This window comes from Enterobacter sp. 04-C-12-SI-ECC (genome assembly GCF_047530715.1).
Classification (GTDB): Bacteria; Pseudomonadota; Gammaproteobacteria; order Enterobacterales; family Enterobacteriaceae; genus Enterobacter; species Enterobacter bugandensis.
In genome coordinates, this window is record NZ_JBLKDI010000006.1 from 174,063 (window position 1) to 196,254 (window position 22,192).

At 58.8% G+C, this 22,192-nt stretch carries 6 protein-coding genes; 2 read left to right on the forward strand and 4 right to left on the reverse strand.

What is annotated here, in order from left to right:
• Nucleotides 1-30: 30 nt before the first annotated feature.
• Genes ACMWL8_RS11540 through ACMWL8_RS11555 form a run of 4 tightly spaced genes read right to left on the reverse strand, consistent with a single transcriptional unit; the run spans nt 31 to nt 7,336 of the window.
• A complete protein-coding gene (locus tag ACMWL8_RS11540) occupies nt 31-3,162 on the reverse strand; it encodes a type I restriction endonuclease subunit R (protein ID WP_023305543.1) in 3,132 nt (1,043 codons plus the stop codon).
• Entirely contained in the window at nt 3,162-4,337 is a 1,176-nt protein-coding gene (locus ACMWL8_RS11545; protein WP_001581473.1) for a DUF4268 domain-containing protein, read from the reverse strand. The genes ACMWL8_RS11540 and ACMWL8_RS11545 overlap by 1 nt, the downstream gene beginning before the upstream one ends.
• The gene (locus ACMWL8_RS11550; RefSeq protein WP_032634419.1) at nt 4,330-5,637 is read right to left on the reverse strand and encodes a restriction endonuclease subunit S; all 1,308 of its coding nucleotides are present in this window, start codon (nt 5,635-5,637) and stop codon (nt 4,330-4,332) included. Before ACMWL8_RS11550 ends, ACMWL8_RS11545 begins: the two co-directional genes overlap by 8 nt.
• On the reverse strand, nt 5,627-7,336 hold the full coding sequence (locus tag ACMWL8_RS11555; RefSeq protein WP_023305542.1) for a type I restriction-modification system subunit M: 1,710 nt from the start codon (nt 7,334-7,336) through the stop codon (nt 5,627-5,629). Before ACMWL8_RS11555 ends, ACMWL8_RS11550 begins: the two co-directional genes overlap by 11 nt.
• Nucleotides 7,337-7,553: 217 nt before the next feature.
• Here ACMWL8_RS11555 and ACMWL8_RS11560 point away from each other — a divergent pair.
• Together ACMWL8_RS11560 and ACMWL8_RS11565 are read left to right on the forward strand one after the other, a co-directional pair.
• Nucleotides 7,554-8,251, forward strand: a protein-coding gene (locus ACMWL8_RS11560; protein ID WP_226856257.1) for an IS1 family transposase whose coding sequence is annotated in 2 segments (ribosomal slippage) — nt 7,554-7,803 and nt 7,803-8,251 — 699 coding nt in all. Because the reading frame shifts where the segments join, the coding sequence is not laid out codon by codon here.
• Nucleotides 8,252-8,753: 502 nt separating this feature from the next.
• On the forward strand, nt 8,754-22,133 hold the full coding sequence (locus tag ACMWL8_RS11565; protein WP_414751587.1) for an Ig-like domain-containing protein: 13,380 nt from the start codon (nt 8,754-8,756) through the stop codon (nt 22,131-22,133).
• The last annotated feature ends 59 nt before the right edge of the window (nt 22,134-22,192 follow it).

Genomic DNA, 22,192 nt, shown 5'->3' on the forward strand with positions numbered 1-22,192 from the left:
CCACCTCCGTCAAGATAATCGATGAACGTTTTAGACTGTCCAGCTGTTCGACACCACTTCTGCCTGCTTCAAAATCAGTTCCACGGCGCCCGGCGTTTTGTCCGGCGGATACTTATACTTACGCAGCGTCTGGCGCACCAGAATACGCAATCGGGCACGCACGCTTTCACGCACCTGCCAGTCCACGGTGGTGGACTGCCGCAATTTCAATGTCACTTCGATGGCCAGCTTTCTCAGCGTATCATCGCCCAGTTCACGCACTGCACTTTCATTTTCAGCCAGCGCATCATAGAAGGCGATTTCATCCGGGGTCAGCCCTAACGCATCATCACGCGCCATCGCCTCCTGGAACGCTTTCGCCATCTGGATCAGCTCTTCAATCACCTGCGCGGTCTCAATGGCGCGGTTATTGTATTTGAGCAGCACCGCTTTCAGTCGGTCGGAGTATTTCTTCTGCTGCACCACGTTATTGCCCGAACGGGCATGAATGCCGTCATTGAGCAGTTTTTCCAGCAGTTCCACTGCCAGATTACGCTGCGGCATTTCCCGCACTTCTTCCAAAAACTCATCGGACAGCAAACCTATGTTCGGTTTATCCAGCCCGGCGAGTGCGAAGACATCCTCAACCCCGGTCGCGACAACCGCGTTATCGAGGATCTTGCTCAGAAGAGAGTTTTTTTCTGACTGGCTAAACTTTGCCTTCGGATCGAGCTTGATAAGCCCCACCCTGACCGCCGAAAGAAACGCGAACTCCTCCTGTAAGGGTTTCGCCTCATCCAGCGTATTACACAGTGACCAGGCTTTACTCATCGCCAGCGAAACATCGAGGTAGCGTTTTTTACCGTCATCCAGTCCCAGAATGTAGTTCACGGCATCACGCAAGAAGGCCAGCGGATCGCGGGAGAAGCCCGTGTAATCAAATCCCGGCTTACCCGCCGAACGGGCAAACATCCCATGAATGACATCCATTTTTTCCAGCAGAATCGCAAAGGCTTCCCTGGCATCGACCGTTGTCTGTCCTTTGCCTTTTGAATCGGTATAGGTTTTCAGCGCCTGCTTCAGCTCGTTGGCAATGCCGATATAATCCACCACCAGCCCGCCGGGTTTATCCCGGAACACACGGTTAACGCGGGCAATCGCCTGCATCAAATTATGGCCGCGCATCGGTTTGTCGATATACATGGTGTGACAGCATGGGGCATCAAACCCGGTCAGCCACATATCCCGCACAATCACCAGTTTCAGCGGATCGTTCAGATCTTTAAAGCGGGCTTCCAGGCGTTTTTTGGTCTGTTTGTTGTAAATATGCGATTGCAGGTGATCTTTATCTGACGCCGATCCGGTCATGATGACTTTGATCGCCCCTTGTTCAACGTCTTCACTGTGCCATTCAGGGCGTATCGCCACGATGGCATCGTACAGTTTCACGCAGATCTCGCGGCTCATGGCGACAACCATCGCCTTGCCGTTCATGGCAGTGTTACGTGTTTCAAAATGCTGAACCAGATCGGCGGCGACCTGCTGAATACGTGGCTCTGAACCGACCAGCTTTTCCAGACGGCTCCAGTCACCTTTGGTTTTTTCTTGCTGGCCCGTTTCTTCGTCTTCTACCAGTTCATCGACCTGATCAGAGAGCGTTTCCAGCTCGTCATGGTTCAGATCGAGTTTTGCCAGCCGGGATTCGTAGTAAATCGGCACCGTCGCGCCATCATCAACCGCATCCTGAATATCGTAGATAGAGACATAATCACCGAACACGGCACGGGTATCTTTATCTTCCGAGGCAATCGGCGTACCAGTGAAGCCCATAAACGACGCATTCGGTAGCGCATCGCGCATATGCTTGGCGTAGCCGTATTTATAGGCCCCGGTTTGCCGGTCCAGCGTGGCGCTCAGGCCATATTGGCTGCGGTGCGCTTCATCGGAAATCACCACGATGTTGCTGCGGACGTTAAGTGCCGGATGGCTCTGTTCACTGTCCAGCGGCGCAAACTTCTGCACGGTGGTAAAGATAATGCCGCCGGATTCACGGGCGTTGAGCAGCTCGCGCAGTTCGTCGCGGTCGTTGGCCTGTAACGGCGTTTGCTTGAGTAAATCATGCGCCTGGCAAAACGTGGCGTAGAGCTGCCCGTCAAGATCGTTACGGTCGGTCACCACGACGATGGTCGGATTATTCATCTCTGTTTGTTGCAGCAGCTTTCCGGCGTAACAGCACATGGAGATACTTTTGCCGGAGCCCTGGGTATGCCACACCACGCCCGCTTTTTTACTGCCGGGGGTAATGTTGCTGCGCAGCGGAAGATGTTTACCGGTAGAGGCCACAATCGTTGCCGCAACCGCTTCACGCACCGCGTGGAACTGATGGTAAGCGGCAATCTTTTTGATAAGCCGTTTGCCATCGTTTTCAAACAGCACAAAGAAACGAATGTAATCGAGCAGCAGTTCGCTATTAAAGAAGCCCTGCACTACCGTTTTAAGCTGCCAGTGAAACTGCGGTTTATCATCTTCGTTCGCCACCGTTTTCCACGGCAGAAAACGCTCTTCATCAGCGGTCAGAGAGCCGATACGCGCATTTTGCCCGTCGCTCACTACCAGCGCTTCGTTACAGATAAACAGGTCGCTGAGTTCGTTTTTATAGGTCTGCAGCTGGTTAAACGCAGCCCAGATATCGGCATTGGCATCAATCGGGCTTTTCAGCTCAATCACCGCCACCGGCAGGCCGTTGATATAGCAGATAATATCCGGACGACGAACCTGTTTTATCCCCTGAATAGCCACCTGATTTACGACCATAAAGCGGTTATTGCCGGGATGGTTGAAATCCATCAGCAGGGCTTTATCGTGAACCGTTTTGTCTTCACGCTTGTACTCAACGGGTACGCCGTCGAGCAACAGGTGATGGAATGCTTTGTTGCTGACGACCAGATCCGGGCTTTCGGGGCGGGTAATACGGAGTATCACCTCTTCCAGCACGGAAACAGGGAGATGGGGGTTGATGGTTTGCAGCTGCTCCAGCATCACCGGGCGCAGAAACACATCATGAAATGAAGCACGCAGCGGGTTGTCGCCATCCGGCGCGATATCTGGCCCGTGCAGCACTTCCCAGTCCTGTTCAGCAAACCATTTCAGGCATTGCTGCTCTAAATCGTCTTCGCTCAGCATTACTCTTCCTCTCCCTCGGTGATCATACCGGTCTGTTTCAGCTCAATCGCCAGTTCCAGCAGGCTCGGGCGGATCGCTTTTTCCAGACGGTTCATGCTATCCATCATCCAGTCGATAATGACAGGCCAGATCTCTTTATTGCCGCCGTCAAACGTCTTTGAACAGACGATCTGGCAGCTTTTTCGCTCTGGCAGCAACCGCCAGTCGAGCGGCTCGCCAAACAGCGATTCAATGTGCGTTTTACGTTCCTGAAGGCGTTCAAATAACCAGGTGTTTTCCAGCGCATCTCCGCGCGAAATATTGAGCTGCACGCGAGCGTCTTTCTGGGAAAAGATAAGCTCAAACGGCACGCCGCTAACGCCCGACCCGGCAGCCAGCCAGTGATCGGTTGAGGGAGCGCGGTTGTTAAACAGTGAACAGGGGCTGGTGCGGAATTTTTCCAGCGCCATCGTCCAGAACTCGCGGCGCAGATAGTGACGCTGCTGCAGTTCGCTACTGCTGGAGGTGGACTGCTCTTCCGCCTCTTTTTGCGCCATGCCAATCATGTACGACTCCGCTTCCGGGGTTGGGATAACCTGGCGGATATCGACAAACACGTCTTCACCAAAACGGTAGGGGGTCACTTTGAAGCACTGGGCGCGGATACCAAACTGCATCAACCACAGCGCGGTATTGGTGACCTCTTTGCGGAAATTGGCCGCAACCATGATGACGCGCTGGGTGCCTTTGCGGTTGAGCACCCCTTCTTTCAGGCTTTCCCAGCCCATAAATTCGGCGATGACCTCTGCCGCCTGGCGGTTCTCGTTGGGCTCATACTGATCCAGATAAAGCTGGAAGATCTCCACCACGCTCTCCTGACGCAGGTTGGCGCAGTAGCCGGCATATTTCAGCGCCTGCCAGACGACGTCGCGCCCGGAATCATCAAGCTTATTTTCGATGATGACCAGGTTGCCTTTTTTATCGAGCGCCAGCAGATCGAGACGTTCTTTGGTGTCGTCAAAACCGGCGAACTCTTTCTGGATAATCAGCAACTCATCGTCGTTGTCGCGGGTTAACGCCTGGGGATTCTTTGCCAGCCACTCCTGCAGGTGATCGCGCTCGCGAAAGCCGAGGCTGCTGAACGACACCTCTTGCAGAGAATGCAGACTATTGGTCGGCGTATCGACTTTATACATTTTCCGCCTCACTTACCGCCTGCTCGGCTTCCGGTAGGGTGATTTCACCCGAGAGGAGTTTGGGGAGAAGGGTGTCGCGGAGTAATGCCAAAGATTGAGAGTGTTTTAAATTTACATGTGCACGCTGATGCAAAAGCAAGGCTGATGATTCAAACAAATTTACTAATGCCATAGGGGGGAGTGGATAGCTCAAACTATGTATATGATTACGGTTCAAAGAAGGAACAGCTGAACCTGCATTAAACGCTTTCATATCTAATAGTCGCAGCAACTCATAAGCGTAACAGGGTGTTGCACGTTTGAATTCCTTTACCCAAAGGGTTGTATTCAATGGCCAATAATCTTCAAGCGTTAAATAAACTTTACCAAGCACACCAGAACGACCAGTTATAACGCCCGGAGCTTTAGCCATTGCCACATTATGAGTACCGTTGGGGCCACTGGCGGCAATCAGAGGAAACTCACCATCTTTTCGTGCCGATGAAGGGAGATCAAAACCTCTCTGTAATACCAACAAATCTTGAAGCTTCCCTAACTCCCATGTCACAGGGATATTTCCCAACTCACTATCCTGCATCGCGGACGGAAACAGTTCTGCCGTGGCTTTTAACTCGGCATATTGTTCAGGGTGTTCACGCTCAAAAACCACCAGCGCATCATCATCTTTTCCGGAAATCGCTGTCATAGCGGCAAGCATCGCGTCTTCCTGCGAACCGCCCGCTTCCAGCACTGCCATTTTGGCCTTTACGGGTTCAAAATTAACAAACCAGCTTTTGAACAGGGCTTGTGCCATTTGTTCGAGGGTTTGGTTTATCTGATTATTCGTGAATACTTTCTCTTCCTGCAATTCGATGAGCTTACTAATATTACAAGCATTCTCAACAGGTAAAACACTTACTGGAATATTATTAATAAGGTCTTTGCTAACATTAGGAAAAGTTGATCCTGTCGCAGCTGCCAGCAATTTAGGAAGATAAGTCTCTAATACAGCTTTAACGTAAGGTGTCGGATATCCGTTTCGACCTCTTATTGCAGCAAGACCTCGACCTATACAATATTTTTGATCAGAATAGTTCATCCTGCCGGTTGTTGAACCACGAACACAAAATAAAATATCTCCTGGTAGCGATATTTTTTTTGCATATGCAGTATGCTGCACAGGTGCAGGGTAACGGTCAGTAAACTCTGTAGGTCCATTCAATAAGGGGAGTCCTATCCCCTCATTATTAACCTCTTCGCCTTTAGGGGATTGCCCCATAATAATCTCTGCAATATGAGAGAATGGGATCTCAAAACTCATAACCCAGCCCCCCCAGATTCGCCTTAATCTGTGCTTCTAGGTTCGCGCTCTCTTCCAACTGATCTTTCAGTTGCGTCGTCAATCGTGCCATTTTCTCGGCAAAGGGTTCATCATCTTCGTCTTGCTCGGTAGCACCAACATAGCGCCCAGGGGTCAACACAAAGTCGTTTTTCTGAATATCTTCCAGCGTCGCGGAGAAGCAGAATCCGGCTTCGTCTTCGTAGTCTTTATCCGTCTGCCAGGCGTGGAAGGTGTCGGCTATTTTAGCGATATCCTCGCGGCTGAAATCACGCAGCACGCGGTCTTTCATAAAGCCAATCTTACGGGCATCAATAAACAGGACTTCGCCTTTGCGGTGCGCTTTGCCGTTACCACCAGATTTGTCTTTGCTCAGGAACCAGATACAGGCCGGGATTTGGGTGTTGGTAAACAGCTGGCCCGGCAGTGCGACCATGCACTCCACCAGATCGGCTTCGATCAGGCTACGGCGGATTTCTCCTTCAGTATTACTGTTGGAACTCATCGAGCCGTTAGCCAGCAGCAGCGCCATCGAGCCTTTCGGTGCTAGGTGGTGGATCATGTGCTGCATCCATGCAAAGTTGGCATTGCCCTGCGGTGGCGTGCCGTACTTCCAGCGCACGTCGTTTTCCAGCTTCGCGCTCCACCACTCTTTCATGTTGAACGGTGGGTTAGCCATAACGAAGTCGGCGCGCAGATCCGGATGCTGGTCGTCCAGCAGGGTATCGGCATTTTTCGTACCAAAATTAAAGTCGATGCCACGGATTGCCATGTTCATCGCCGCCAGCTTCCAGGTGGTCGGGTTGGATTCCTGACCGTAAACGGAGATTTTCTGCTTCTGCTCAGCGGCGTTGTACTGCTTCTCGCCCGCGTGCTCTTCAATAAAACGGTCACTGGACACGAAGAACCCGCCGGAACCCATCGCCGGGTCATACACACGGCCGTTATACGGCTGTAGGCATTCAACAATCAGGGTCACGATGCTTTTTGGCGTGTAATACTGGCCGCCCTGTTTGCCTTCCGCCAGCGCGAACTGGCCGAGGAAATATTCGTACACGTGACCGAGAATATCTTTGCTCTTTAAGTTGAGCTTCTCGCCGTTATATTCCGGGTTGCTGAAGTTGGCGTCAGAGAAAGTATTAATCAGCCCGGTCAACACTTCGTTGCCCAATTGATACTGGCTGATACGGTTCAGAATACCTTTCAGCTTCGGGTTGGTTTTTTCGATTTCATCGAGCGCGTTATCCACCAGCCAGGACACAGAGCGCAGCGTCACATCCTTGCCGGTGGTTTCATCCACCCACAGCACGGTGCCGGTCGGCAACATGGCTTTGTTTTTCAGCGTGTCCCAGCGCGCGGCTTTCGGCACCCAGAAGATGTTCTTTTCGGTGTAGTAATCTTCCACCTCCAGTTCATCCACAATCGCCTGTGCGTACTCTTCATCAGAGTCGTAACCGTCGCGCGACATGGCATAGATGTTGTCCGGGTTGCCGACATCGCGGAACAAGGTGATTAGCTCCTGCTGACGCGCCTCGAAGGCATCGGACACATACTTGAGGAAGATAAGCCCCAGCACCACGTGCTTGTAGTTGGCGGCATCCATGTTGGCGCGTAGCTTGTCGGCGGCTTTCCAGAATTTGTTATCCAGCTCGTTCAGGAACTGTTGTTCGGCGTTGTTCATGAAAATCCTCAGGGGCGATCGCAGCGATAGTGCAAACATGCCTATCTTAAATTTGGTTTTGGAATGCTAATCGCAAAATGATACCCGGAATGACTAGGTTCATAAACGAGATAGCGCAAAGAAGTGGAAGATGGGCTATGGCTAAGTTGACATTAAGTTCCGGGTAATGGTGCCAACTTACTGATTTAGTGTATGATGGTGTTTTTGAGGTGCTCCCGTGGCTTCCATCTCCATCAGTTGTCCCTCCTGCTCAGCTACTGAAGGCGTGGTGCGTAACGGTAAAAGTACTGCCGGACATCAGCGCTATCTCTGCTCTCACTGCCGTAAAACATGGCAACTGCAGTTCACTTACACCGCTTCTCAACCCGGTACGCACCAGAAAATCATTGATATGGCCATGAATGGCGTTGGATGCCGGGCAACCGCCCGCATTATGGGCGTTGGCCTCAACACGATTTTACGTCACTTAAAAAACTCAGGCCGCAGTCGGTAACCTCGCGCATACAGCCGGGCAGTGATGTGATTGTCTGCGCTGAAATGGACGAACAGTGGGGCTACGTCGGTGCTAAATCACGTCAGCGCTGGCTGTTTTACGCGTATGACAGGATACGGAGGACGGTTGTGGCGCACGTCTTCGGTGAACGCACTCTGGCCACACTGGAGCGTCTTCTGAGCCTGCTGTCGGCCTTTGAGGTCGTGGTATGGATGACGGATGGCTGGCCGCTGTATGAATCCCGCCTGAAGGGAAAGCTGCACGTAATCAGCAAGCGTTACACTCAGCGCATTGAGCGACATAACCTGAATCTGAGACAACATCTGGCAAGGCTGGGACGGAAGTCACTGTCGTTCTCAAAATCGGTGGAGCTGCATGACAAAGTCATCGGGCATTATCTGAACATAAAACGCCATCAGTAAGTTGGAGTCATTACCTAAATACTACTAATATTGAGAGGCCAAGCAGATTTTGCTCTTTTTTTTGCGCAATTTATAAAAATCATAATTCACTAATGCGGTAACGGTAATTAATAAAATAATAACCTGAATTTTTCATAAAGTTAGTATTTAATTCTAATGCGCCGAACTTTTGCTTTACCTTTTCGGTTTTCAGCGTTGCTTAATTGTTACTAAAAGCGAGTTGTTTTAAAAGTATTCAAATGCTAAGTTAATGAAATTAATTATAAAATTTTGCTTACGGTTAAGCCTTTCGTCGTATTGGTTTTTTCAGGGCTGGCGGGGCGCTGTCTTGTTTGTCCTTTAAGATTTAGTTATTCTTCGCGCGCTAAGCGTCCATTCGATAATTTCGATGAATATATCCCCTGCTTGCCCTCCTCTGGCCTGGCGACATGGTGTACGCTCCTGGCAACGCTGAACTCAGAATATTTATCCAGTCACTCTATTTTTTAAGAGCAGTAAACCTATGACTACAATAAAGAACCGTCGTTTACGTCCGCGTGCGCATCGCTTTGCTCTTGAGTCTCGCCAGCTTTTTGATGGAGCCGCTCTGGCTGAAACCGCCATCCATGAGGCATCGGCAAGCGATCTGGTGCACCATGAAAGCGCCACCGAACCCGCGAAGGCGCTGGATATTCCCCACGCCGCCACAGCCGACGCCGCAAGCGAAAAACCGGGCAGCGCCGCCAGCGAAGTCTATGTAATAGACCAGCATATCTCCGGCTGGCAGTCGCTGGTGGACCAGGTGCCGCAGGGCAGCCAGGTGGTGATTATCGATGAAAACAGCTCGGGTCTGAGCCAGCTTGCCGACGCGCTGAAAGGCGAAACCAATATTTCCGCCATTCATATTCTGAGCCACGGCGCGTCCGACACCATTACGCTTGGCACCGATGTGCTGACGGCGGACAACCTCTCGGCGTGGTCTTCACAGCTCAGCGCTATCGGCGCAAGCCTTAGCGACAGCGGCGAGATCCTGCTTTATGGCTGCGACGTCTCCGCCCAGGATAACGCCTTTATCACCCGCTTCGCCGAAGTGACTCAGGCGGACGTGGCGGCCTCCAGCGACATGACCGGCAGCGCGGCGCTTTCCGGCGACTGGGTGCTGGAAAACCATACCGGCAGCATTGAAGCGAAAACCTTCGCCTTTGATTACGACGGTCTGCTGGCCGGGCCGGAAGTCACCGCGCCGGAAAAAGGCATCACCGTCGCCGAGCCGAGCAGCCTTAACGCCGCAGGCGCCGATACCGCCACGCTCAGCGGCTGGCAGGTCAGCACCACGGACGCCAGCGAAACCGTCACCGTCACGGTGAGCCTGAGCAACAGCGCCATCGGCAAACTCAGCGACAGCCAGACCAGCAACGCTTCGCTGACCATGACCGGCACTGCCAGCGAAGCGCAGGCCTGGCTTAACAGCATCACCTTTACCTCCGCTGACGTCGAGCTTGGCAACACCGCCGCCAGCGGCAAGCTGGACGTCACGGTGCGCGACAGCGCGGGCGTCAGCACCAGCAAATCCATCGATGTGACCGTGACCCCGTCGAACGACCCGGTAAGCGTGGCCGACGCCACCCAGAACGTGCCGGAGATCGAATCGGGCGGCAGCGTCATCACCACCGTGACCCTTAACGCCATCGATGCGGAAGTAACGGCGGGCACCCAGCAGCCCGTGCAGATTGTCTATGGTCTGACCGACCTGCCGCAGTATGGCTATCTGACGCTGAACGGCGACCGGATGGGCGTCGGCTCTATCTTTACCCAGCAGGATTTGATCGACGGCAAGGTGAAGTATGTCCACACCGCCACGGGCGCAGACCAGAACGCCGCCGACGGCTTTACGGCGGTCATCAACGACGGCGCGACGCCGAAGGCGCAGTCCGATACCGTCCACGTCACGCTGAACATTACCCCGCAGAACCAGGCGCCGACCCTTAGCGGCAGCGGCGTGGTCTTTGAAGGCCAGCCCAACAATGCGGTCAACACCGGCAACGTCGGCCAGTATATAGAGGCGGACGGCGGCGGCGATCCGGGCGACACAACGCTGACTCTCACCATTACCGCCCTGCCGACCCACGGCACGCTCTGGTTTAACGGCGTCGCCGTCACCGTCGGCCAGACCTTTGACTATGCCGATCGCAATCTGCTGACCTATGCTAACGACGGCAGTGAAAACCAGGGCACCGACAGCTTTGGCGTACGCGTCACCGACCAGGGCGGCGGTACCGGCGTGCCGGCCAGCACCGACGGCACCATTACCCTGACCGTGCGCCCGGTGGATGACGACCCGACTCTGGACAACGTAACGCTGCACGCGCAGGTGGACGATCTGGCGAACGCCGTCACCCTTACGTCTGCGATGATCGGCGCAAGCGACGTGGATTCCACCGATAACCACCTCAGCTTTATCGTTGACGACAGCAAGCTCACCCACGGTTACCTGACGCTGGACGGCTACCGCCTGCAAAACGGCGGCACCTTCACCATGCAGGATATCGTCGACGGCAAAGTGCAGTACGTGCAGTACGCCAGCGCCAGCGCGTCGGGTGACACCGACAGCTTCAACTTTGTGGTGGTGGACAACACCGCTGCGCTGCGCTGGAACGCCGACGGCACGACCTACAGCCGCATCGGCGGGGTGTACACGCCGGGCACCGAAACGCTGACCAGCTTTACCTTTACCATCGGCCTTGCGGTGGTCACGGGCGGCGGTCCCGGCACGATCCCGGATCGCGTCACCACCATCACCAACCGCGACTCCACCTGGGCGGGCGTGGACTTCACCTCCGGCAACGCCCGCGGCGAAGTAGAAGAAGGCGGCACCCTCGTGCTGAACGGCACCAGCGGCGACTTCTCCAGCGTGCCGGGCCTGAGCTACACCGCCACGGGCGTGGACGCCTCGCAGGTGGTCTATACCTTCCTCGGTTTCTCGAACGGCGCAAGAGGCGGCGAGCTGCAAAAAAATGTCGGCGGCAGCTGGGTGACGCTCGGCGAATATGCCACCTTTACGCAGGCCGACCTCGACAGCGGCAATATTCGCTTCCAGCACGACGGCGGAGAGACCTTTGTCTACGCCGCGGCGTTCTCTGTCTCGGCGGGTCTGACCACGCTCGATGCCAACGGCAACCCGGTGACCGATATCTGGACGCCGACGCTGAACATCTACGTCACGCCAGTGAACGATCTGCCGGTGGTGACCGGCTCCTCCTCCACCGTCATCGCCGAAGGCGAAACCGCTTACCTGACCACCGGCCAGATAGCGATAAGCGACCCGGACGACGCCAACAGCAGCAACGGGCTGGAAGAGAGCGCGACGATCAAAGACGGCAGCGCCAGCGCCAACAACTATGCCTATAACAACGACGCGACCGACGCCAACGCCCTGAAGTTCACCATCAAAACGCTGCCGGACGGCGGCACGCTGCAATACTACAACGGCTCGCAGTGGGTTGACGTTACCGTCGGCCAGACGCTCAACGCCTCGCTGCTTACCGCCAGCGCCTCGACCACCGGGCTGCGCTTCGTCAGCGACGGCTCGGAAGTGCGCTCCACCACCTTTACCGTATCGGCCACCGACCGCTGGGGCGCCACCTCCGCCAGCGACGCGACGGTGAAAATCCAGATAACTAACGTCAACGACGCGCCGCAGATCGCCAAAGACCCGACCCAGGCCGACCCGACGGTGACCGCAGGCTCGCCGAACCTGATTGGCGGCACGCCAGTCAACAACCCGCTGTACGTCACCGAAGGAAGCTATGGCCAGATAACCAGCGCCATGCTGCAAGCCTACGATTCCGACAGCAGCTCAATGCAGGTGCAGTACACCATCACCGGCGCGCCGACCCACGGCACCCTGGCCTATTCCAAAGATGGTGTGAACTTCAGCCCCATCGGCAAAGGCTCCTCCTTCACCCAGCAGGATGTGGCGAACGGGTACATTTACTACCTGAACGACGGCACCGAAGGCAGCGGCAACAGCGAACCCGCCACCCCGGACGATAAGTTCACCTTCACGATTTCTGACGGCGACAAAGAGCAGACCGGCAACGCGTTCTGGATCTACACCCGCCCGACCGACGACGCGCCGGAAGTGACCGCGCCGTCGGGCATCAAGAACATCGCCAGCGCCACGGCGACGAGCAACGCCCTGCCGGGCTTCTCGGTCAAAGATGGGGATCTGACAGACGGCGTGACCGATGGCGAGAGCGATTATTTGCAGGTGACCGTGCGTCTGCTGCATGCGGACGGCAGCGCCTTCGTGGCCAGCGAATACAGCGACGTGACCCTGGGTTACGCGACCGGCAGCGGCGCGACGATCTCTACCGCCCACGGCGGCCAGCACGACTATCTGGTCTTGAGCGGCACCCGCGCCCAGGTGAACGCGGCGCTGGCGGGCCTGACGGTGACCTTCAGAACCGACCGCAACGCCACCTATCAGGTGCAGACTATCGCCGATGACCGCCTGCGCGACGCAAGCGGCACGCTGACGGCAGGCGCTAACGGCGGCACGCTGAACCAGCCCGCGACGCCTGGCAGAGGCGCGGCGGCCACCGCCGTCGACGCCACCGAGTACAACTGGTACAGCGCCTCCGTACCGGAAAAAAGCGGCAACCTGAGCGCGGCGTCCGTCACCATTCGCGCCTCGGAAATCAACGATCCGGGCACGCTGACCGTGACCAACCTGGACCGTACCGTTTATGAAGATCAGGCAAGCTTTATCGGCGGCAATATCGTGGTGCAGGACACCGAATCCGCCGCCTTCGGCACGCCGGTGACCGTCACCATCACCGCGCCGTCCGGCACCCTCGGCATCGGCGGCGCGGACGTGAACACCAGCGCCACCGCCAGCGCCGCCGGCAGCCAGCCGGTTACGATTTCCGGCGACAACTCCGGCACGCTGACGCTGACCGGTCGCGCCAGCGACATTGAAGCGCTGCTGAACGACGCGGCGCTCGGCCTCACCTGGCAGAGCGGCGCCAACGTCAACCACGACCTGAACGGCGCAGCGGCGGGCGATGTCACCATCACCCTGCATCTGGACGACGGCGACTCGCATATCGGCGACACCGTGCAGGCCGCCCCGGCCGACCAGACGCTGAACCTCACCATTGTGCCGGTGAACGACGCGCCGGTTGTCTCTGCAACGGGCGGTACGGTTTACCTCAACAGCGATCCGGCGGTAGTCGACGGCACCAAAGTCGGCGGCTTTGTGATTTCCGACCCGGATTACACCGACGGCGGCAATATCGCCGACGGCGAAACCGATTTTATGCAGGTGACGGTGCGCATCACCGACGCCAGCGGCGTGCCGCTGACCGCCGCGCAGTACAGTAACGCCGGCGTATCCGACATCACCATTAGCTCCGGCAACACAACGTCCGGCGTGACGATTGACAGCGTCTATAACGGCAGCGAGTCCGCACTGGTGATCCGCGGCACGCTGAGCCAGGTGAACGCGTACCTGGCGGCGCTGACCGTCTCCATGACCGGCTCCGCCCTGTCGAACGCCGATAACGCCTGGCGTGTGGAAGTGATTGCCGACGATCGCCTGCGCGACGCCTCTGGCAACCTGACAAGCGCCAACAGCGCCAACGGCGGCCAGAACGATGCCGTCACCGGCGTCGCGGCGGTGCCGACCACGGCTATCGACCCTTACGGCGCGCTGCCTTCCGGCCTGAGCCAGAACGTCAGTACCGCATGGCGCAGCGTCTTCCCAAGCGACGTCAACGATCCGGCGACCATCACGGTGACGGACAAGTCAGTCAACGAAGGCTCAACGACCGTCGCCCTGCCCGCCATTACCGTGGCGGACCCGGACGCCGACAGCGCCAGCCTGACGGTGACGGTCACTCTGCCGGGCGGCTTTACCTTTAAAACGATTGGCGGGACGGGCGGCACCGTTGATGCGGGCGGCGTCAACACCACCAGCTTCACACTTACCGGCACGCTTTCGCAGATCAACAGCCGCCTCGCTAACCTGACGGTGAACCTGCCGACCAACGCGGGCGTCACCGCCGCCGACTGGAACGGCACCTTTAACGTCACCGTAGTGGTGAACGATAACGCCAACCACGGCAGCCGCCCGACCACGCTTACCGGCGACAGCAATAACCCGAACGCGAACCCGGGCGACATCAGCTACGCCGATGACACCTCCGCCGCGCTGGTCACCACCCGTACCTTTAGCGTGACCGTGAAACCGTCGAACGATGCCCCGGTCGTGCTGGGCGGCGCTACCCAGACGCTGGCCCCGGTGAGCGAAGACACCAGCGCCGCAGCGATTACCGGCGACACCATTGCCAACCTGTTTGCCGGTAACTTCTCGGACCCGAACGATCAGGTCAACAATGCGTCCATTACGGCAACCGGCGGCACCAGCGCTGACAGTTTCTGGGGCGTGGCTATCACTAACCTGTCAGTCAACAGCGCGCAGGGCGAATGGCAATACTCCACCGATGGCGGCACGACCTGGGCTGCCATTGGCAGCCGCACCGACGCCAACGCCCTGCTGCTGGATGCAACGGCCAAAGTCCGCTTTGTACCTGCCGCTGACTTCTTCGGGACGCCTGCTGCCTTGAAAGTACGTCTGGTGGAAACCAACAACAACGGCGACACCACCGCAACGACAGGGTCGCTGACCAGCGGCCAGACTGTATCAACGGCAACCAACGGCAGTAGTTCACGCTATAGCGCAGCGATGGTCACCCTCTCAACCAGCGTCACTAACGTCAACGACCGTCCGACGATTAGCGCGACGCCGCTGACCATGCAGGAAGATACGCCAGTTGGCAAAACGCTGACCTCTATTCTTGGCAGCTACAGCGACGCCGCCGACAACCAGACGGGAATTGCTGGCGGCGGCAACGCCAGCGGCGCTATCGGCTATGTGGCGATCGTCGGCAACACCACCGACGCAAGCCTCGGCCACTGGGAGTACTCTACCAACGGCACGACCTGGACTGCGCTTGGCACAAGCTACAGCGAAACCAACGCGCTGGTGCTGCTCGCCTCGACCCAGCTGCGCTTTGTGCCGCTGGCCGACTACAACGGCGCGGTGCCGGGCGGCCTGACGGTGCGCGTCTCCGACAGCACCAGTTCCGCCGATACCGGCGTCAGCGCCGCGGGCAGCACGCAGGATCTGCAAAGCGCCTTCAACAGCGGCCAGACCAGCCACTGGAGCACGGCGCAGAGCATCAGCATGAGCATTACAGCGGTGGCGGACGCGGTGAGCGACACCGCCGCCACCCATTCGGGCGAGGCGAAAACCATCGACGTGCTGGGCAACGACAGCTTCAGCAACAGCGATAAAGCGATCACGGCGGTCACCCAGGGCGTTTATGGTTCCGTGGTTATCGACAATGGCAAGGTGATTTATACCCCTAACACCACGAGCTACGTCGGCAGCGATACGTTCACCTATACCGTCACCAGCGGCGGCGTGACCGAAACCGCGACGGTCACGATTCAGATGAATAACGCCGCCCCGGTCACCCAGGGTGAAAACGTCAGCACGCCGGAAGATACGACGCTGACCAGCTCCGCCGCGCAAAACCTGCTGCTGAACGATTCCGACCCTGATGGCGATACGCTGAGCATTCTTAACTACTCCGTCAGCGGCGTCGGCACGGTGTTTACCGCAGGCCAGACCGCCGACCTCACCGGGTATGGCAAACTGACCATCAACGCCGACGGCAGCTATACTTTTGTCCCGGTCGCCGACTGGAACGGTACGGTGCCGACGGTGACCTACCGGGTGGTTGATGGCCGCACCAACGGCGCGACCACGGCGCAGTTGAAGATAACCGTCACGCCGGTAAAAGACGCCTTTGACGACAGCCTGACGACCCACGCGGGTACGCCGGTGACCATCGACGTTTTCGCCAACGATAAATTCAGCAACGGCGATAAAGCGATTACCGGCAAGACCAACGGCGCTTACGGTACGGTTAGCATCAGCAACGGCCAGGTGGTTTACACCCCGACCAGCGGCTACGTCGGCACCGATACCTTCACCTATACCGTCACCAGCGGCGGCAAAACCGAAACCGCGACGGTCACCCTCACTCTGGTCAACGACGCGCCGCAGGTCGGCCTGGCTAAAACCGGCAGCACGGCGGAAGACACAACGCTTACCAACGGCGAAAATCTGCTGACGGGCGCCAGCGACCTGAACGGCGACGCGCTGACGGTGAAATCGTTTACGGTGGGCAATACCACCTGGGCCGCCGGCCAGACCGCCACGCTTGCGGGCTACGGCGCGCTGACCCTCAACGCCGACGGCAGCTATACCTTTGTTCCGGTCGCCGACTGGAACGGCAACGTGCCGCAGGTGACCTACACCATCACCGACGGTCGCACCAACGGCGACGTCACCTCGACGCTCGATATCTCCGTTACGCCGGTGCAGGATGCGTTTAACGACAGCCAGACCGGCCACGGGCGCGACCCGCTGGTGATTGATGTCTTTAATAACGACAGCTTCGCCAACAGCGACAAAGCCATTACCGCCACCACCAACGGCGCGCACGGTACGGTGACCGTCAGCAACGGCAAGGTGGTTTACACCCTGAACGACGGCTATGTCGGCACCGATAGTTTCACTTATACCGTTACCAGCGGCGGCAAAACCGAAACCGCGAACGTCACCGTAACGTTAACGAACGGTGCGCCGACCGGGGTTGTCGGCAAAACCGCCAGCACAGCGGAAGACCAGACGCTGACCAGCACGGCTTTGCAGAATCTGCTGAACGGCGCCAGCGACCCGGACGGCGATACGCTGAAAGTCAGCGCATTTACGGTGGGCGCAACGACGTGGGCCGCTGGCCAGACCGCGACGCTTGCGGGCTATGGCGCGCTGACCATCAACGCCGACGGCAGCTATACCTTTGTTCCGGTCGCCGACTGGAACGGCAGCGTGCCGCAGGTCACTTATGAGGTCACCGACGGGCGCGACAACGGCGTGCAAACCGCCGCCCTCGATATTACCGTCACGCCGGTGCAGGACGCCCATGACGACAGCCGGACAGCCCATGCGGGCGCCCCGGTCACGGTCGATGTCCTGACCAACGACGGCTTCACCAACGGCGACAAAGCGATTACCGGCGTCACCGACGGCGCGCACGGTACGGTTAGCATCAGCAACGGCCAGGTGGTTTACACCCCGACCAGCGGCTACGTCGGCAACGACAGCTTCACCTATACCGTCACCAGCGGCGGTATCGAGGAGACCGCCACGGTTTATCTGACGTTGACCAACAGCGCGCCGACGCTGCCCCACTGGACAGCGATTAACGGTGAAGACTCGCCGATCGGTATCCCTGGCCTTTTATTAGATACCAGCAGCGACGCCGACGGCGACACCCTGACGGTGACCGATTTTACCGTCAACGGTACCACCTGGCAGGCAGGCGAGACGGCCAATCTGGCGGGGTACGGAAGCCTGACTATTACTTCTGACGGCAGCGTGACGTTTATTCCGGTGGCTGACTGGAACGGCAACGTACCGGTGGTGACCTACACGGCAACGGACGGCCGGGATAACGGCAGCGTCACATCGACGCTCACCATTCAGTACAATGCGATCCCTGACGCCGTTGACGACAACGCCACCACCCACGCGGGCATGGCGAAAGTCATCGACGTGCTGGCGAACGACAGATTCAGCAACAGCGACAAAGCCGTTACCGCCGTCACCCAGGGCAATAACGGCTCGGTGGCGATTGAAAACAGCAAGGTGCGCTATACCCCGAACGCGGGCTTTAACGGCACTGACAGCTTTACCTATACCGTCACCAGCGGCGGCGTAACGGAAACCGCGACCGTTAATGTCACCATCGCCAACATTGCGCCGGTGGCGCACGATGATTTTACGTGGACTGCGGAAGACACTACCCTGACGCGCAGCGCCGCCACCGGGTTGCTGGCTAACGACAGCGATGATGACAATGATGCTCTTGCCATCACGCAGTTCAGTACCGGTACGCAGATTTACGCGGCGGGCCAGACCGCGACGCTTGCAGGCATGGGCGACCTGACCATTAACGCCGACGGCAGCTATACCTTTGTGCCAGTCGCCGACTGGAACGGCGCCGTGCAGCCGATCCTTTACCAGGTAAGCGACGGCAACGGCGGATTTAGCGTGGCGACGCTCTTACTTACCGTCAACCCGATCGCGGATGCGGTCAACGACAGCGTCAGCACCCATGCCGATGTGCCGGTGGTGATCGACGCGCTCGACAACGACAGCTTCAGCAACAGCGACCAGACGATTACCGGCGTCACCGCTGCCGCCCACGGCACGGTGACGATTGAGAACAACACGCTCGTCTACCGCCCGAACGCGGGCTATGTCGGCAGCGACACCTTCACCTATACCGTCACCAGCGGCGGCAAAACCGAAACCGCGACCGTTACCGTGGACGTCACCAACGTGGCGCCGCGTCTGACCAGCGTACCGACGATTTCCACGCCGGAAGACACCACGCTTAACAGCACTGCGGCGCAGAACCTGCTGACTAACGCCCACGATGACGATGGCGACGCCCTCGCCGTGACGGAGTTTACCGTCGGCGGCACCCGCTACCTCGCGGGCGACACCGCGACGCTGGCAGGCTATGGCGATTTGACGATCCGCGCCGACGGCAGCTTCACCTTTGTGCCAGTGGCCGACTGGAACGGCGTGCCGCCTGCCGCGACCTACACCATCAGCGACGGCAAAGACGGCGGCGTCTCCACCGCCACGCTCGCCTTTAGCGTAACGCCGGTGGCGGACGCGAAGGACGATACGGCCAGCACCCATGCGGGTGTTGCGGTCACTATCGATGCACTGCATAACGACAGTTTCAGCAATGCCGACAAAGCGATTATCGATGTGGATCAGGGCCAGCACGGCTCGGTGACCATTGAAAACGGCCAGCTGGTTTATCGTCCTGTGGCAGGCTATGTCGGCCAGGATACCTTCACCTACACCGTGGAGAGCGGCGGCGTTCGCGAAACCGCCAACGTCACCGTCACCCTGACCAACAGCGTGCCGGTCGCAACGGGCGAGACAGTGGCTTCGCCGGAAGATTACGAGGCGCGCGGCGACCTGCTGCTCAACGACCGTGACGCGGACGGCGATCCGCTGTTTATCGCGGGCTTCACCGTCGGCGGCCAGACTGCTCAGCCGGGCGACACCGTCCAGCTGGCGGGCGTCGGCGCGCTGACCGTTAACCGCGACGGCAGCTACCGCTTCACGCCAGTCGCCGACTGGAACGGCACGGCGCCAGTAGTAACCTACACGGTCAGCGACGGCAACGACGGCGGCACCGCTACCGCGACGCTCGCCATCACCGTCACCCCGGTAGCGGACGTGAAAGATGACAGCGCCACCACCCACGCAGGCGTGCCGGTGACGATTGATGCGATCGGCAACGACCGCTTCGTTAACCCGGACCAGGCCATTACCGGCGTGACCCAGGGCGCGCACGGCTCCGTCGCTATTGAAAACGGGCAGCTGGTTTATACGCCAAACGCGGGCTACGTCGGCCAGGACACCTTCACCTATACCGTCACCAGCGGCGGCGTCACCGAAACCGCCGCCGTGAGCGTCGTGATGACCAATACCGTGCCGGTGGCCGACGGTGAAATCGTCACCACGCCGGAAGACACCGCTATTGGCGGCGAACTGCTGACCAACGACCGCGACCCGGACGGCGACCCGCTGCACATTGCGGGCTTTACCGTCGGCGGCCAGACTGCTCAGCCGGGCGACACCGTCCAGCTGGCGGGCGTCGGCGCGCTGACCGTTAACCGCGACGGCAGCTACCGCTTCACGCCAGTCGCCGACTGGAACGGCACAGCGCCGGTGGTGACCTATACGGTCAGCGACGGCAACGACGGCGGCACCGCTACCGCGTTGCTCGTTATCACCGTTACGCCGGTCGTGGATGTGAAAGATGACCGCGCCACCACCCATGCAGGCGACCCGGTCACCGTTGACGCGCTCGGCAACGACAGCTTCAGTAACGCCGACCGCGCTATTACCGGCGTCACCAACGGCGCGCACGGCACGGTGACCATTGAAAACGGCAAGGTGGTCTACCAGCCGAATACGGGTTATGTCGGCCAGGATACCTTCACCTATACCGTCACCAGCGGCGGCGTCACCGAAACCGCCCAGGTCACGCTTGAGGTCACCAACACCCCGCCGGTCGCGGTGGCGGATAAAGCGAGCACCCTGCCGGAAACGCCGGTCAGCGGCAATCTGCTGACCAACGACCGCGACGCGGACAGCGACCCGCTGCACGTGGCGGAGATCACCGTCGGCGGCGCGACCTACGCGCCGGGGGACATCATTACGATCCCGGGCCAGGGCACGCTGGTGGTTAACCGCGACGGCAGCTATCTGTTTACCCCGGCAAGCGGCTGGTCCGGCTTTACGCCAGTGTTGAACTACACCCTGAGCGACGGCAACGACGGCGGCACCGCCACGGGCGAACTGCGCCTGCTGGTGAACCCCGTAGCCGAGGCGTGGGTGAAAGAGGCAGGTCTGGTCGATACGGCCAGCGGCGCGCAAACCACCACGGGCGCGATGGCCGTACTGTCGCTGGAGCCGGTGGAAAGCCTGACCATTGGCGGCCAGACCCTGACGCTTGCGCAGCTCCAGGCGCTGAGCGCCCAGGCGCCAGTGGATATCGCAACGCCGGACGGCGTGCTGTCGCTCACCGGTTTCCAGGTGGACGGCGAAGGCCGCGCGACGCTGCAATACCGCTTCACGCTGACCCAGGCGGTTAACCAGCCGGGCGAATCCACCACCCGCGAAGAGATTCGGTTCTCCGTCAACGGCCAGCAGACCCGCGCGCCGGGCCTGCTGCGCGTCAATATTCTCAACGACGCGCCGGTCGCGGCAGCGGACGACAACAGCATCGACCAGGATCGCGGCCAGCAGGCGGCGTCGGGCAACGTCTTTAGCAACGACGCTATCGGCGCAGACGGCGCCGCGGCGGGCGGCCCGGTGAGCGCGATTTCCTCCGTGAACCTCAACCGCGCGGGCGCGGTCGACGGCGTAAGCCTGGGCGAGTTCGGCGCCCTGACGCTCGACGCCCGCGGCAACTACAGCTATGTGCTGAACCGCAGCAACAGCCGCGTGGCGTCGCTGGACGCCAACGCCACCCTGAGCGAGGTGTTCACTTACACCATTACCGACGCCGACGGCAATACCAGCCAGGCGCAGCTGACCATCGTTATTCACGGCGTGACGCCGCCGCAGTCGGTACGCACAGGCGATCAGCACTTCCCGAGCTACTACACCAACTACGAGCTGTCGCTCGATCAGCCGTATTCGCCGGGTCTGTTTATCCTGCCCGCCATCTACGGCGTGTACAGCGACCAGTTCTCTCGCAAGGTGGAGCTGAACCGCAAAATTACCGAGCTGGGCCGCGGCATGAATGACAACGGCACGCCGGTGCTGGAAGACGGCATTCTCTTTACCCGCTGGGTAAACACCACGCTGCAACGCAGCGTGGTGAACACCTTCGCCGCCACCGGTATCGGTTCGCAGCTGCTGGGCGATCACTTCAGCCACTTCTCGCTGAATAAATCCGTACAGCCTGCGCCCGTGCTGGAAAACGCGCCGGAACGTCCGCCGCTTAACGAGCGCATCAACGAAAGAACCACCGTGCAGCAGGAGCGCGGCGAGAAAACCCCTGATGCGAAGCAGGCTCACGCCGCCGCGCCGGGCGTGGTGATCGTGCCGCAAGCCGCCGCCCGACCAGGCGCGCCGTCACTGGCGGCGCAGGTCGACGCGCTGGCCCGTAACCGCGTCGCCGCGCCGGAACCGGTCACCGTGGGAGGCGCCACACCGCATCGTTAATCGCGCAACTCCAAAAACCTTTTACACCGGCGGCGCCGCGCCGCCGGATTGTTAACTCA